Source organism: Parahaemophilus parainfluenzae, assembly GCF_001053575.1.
Classification (GTDB): domain Bacteria; phylum Pseudomonadota; class Gammaproteobacteria; order Enterobacterales; family Pasteurellaceae; genus Haemophilus_D; species Haemophilus_D parainfluenzae_S.
This window is the reverse complement of sequence record NZ_JVSL01000015.1, coordinates 1-805: the sequence shown is the minus strand read 5'-3', so window position 1 is coordinate 805 and position 805 is coordinate 1. Positions and strand designations below refer to the sequence as shown.

The following is an 805-nucleotide window of genomic DNA, read 5'->3' as shown; positions in this document are numbered from 1 at the left end:
TTTGCTTTCAGATAATCAAAAGTTGATTGATTATTTAATTAAACATCGTGATGAAATTGTGGATATTTCAGTCCCCTATAAACGAACTGATACGAGACCTTTTTTTAATGCGAACACTTTATTGGCATTAAGTGGCGATTGGCAATTATTAAAAGAACGCGCACTCACATTCTTAAATGATGAGAAAAAAGCCCGTGGTGATTTAAAGCGCATTCCTGATCATGAATTTTATGTGACACTAGCAGATAAAAATATAAAAGGAATGCAAGAGGCTTTAGATAAATTACTCGAACTTAAGCTTGCTAAACGAGCAGCAAAAGACACCCTTTTACATTTTGATTTTTACTTGCAACCGCAAGTTTTAATGTATGCCAAAATCGCAGCAATCCACGGTTTTGATTTGGGTATTGATAGCCCTATAGCACCCAAAGAATTGATTGATATAAATCCATTAGCAGAATATAAAATTCCTTATGATTTTATGAAATTATTTGATTTTGATGCGCCCCATCAAGTTTGGGTAAATTATGTCAAACAAAGAATGGAAGAAGCAAAGCAAAAGAAAGTTGAAAATAAAAAAGGATTTTGGGCTTCGCTGTTTGGTAGATAAGTCGGAAATGATAATAAAAGTGCGGTCAAAAACACGAGAGATTTTGACCGCACTTTTGTATTTTCAATGATACTAAGCATAATCTTATAATTTCACATCCAACTTCGCGTAAGAGCGTTCTACTTTTTCTAATGCAGCCAATCTAGCGCAACAAAGAATGGGAAACGGGTGGAAGTCAACGTCTTGTCATTGATT

At 34.4% G+C, this 805-nt stretch carries 1 protein-coding gene; it reads left to right on the top strand.

What is annotated here, in order from left to right; translation table 11 throughout:
• On the top strand, window positions 1–610 hold a 610-nt coding region (locus AC979_RS02085), incomplete at its 5' end, for an Imm49 family immunity protein (protein ID WP_049372676.1).
• Window positions 611–805: the final 195 nt, after the last annotated feature.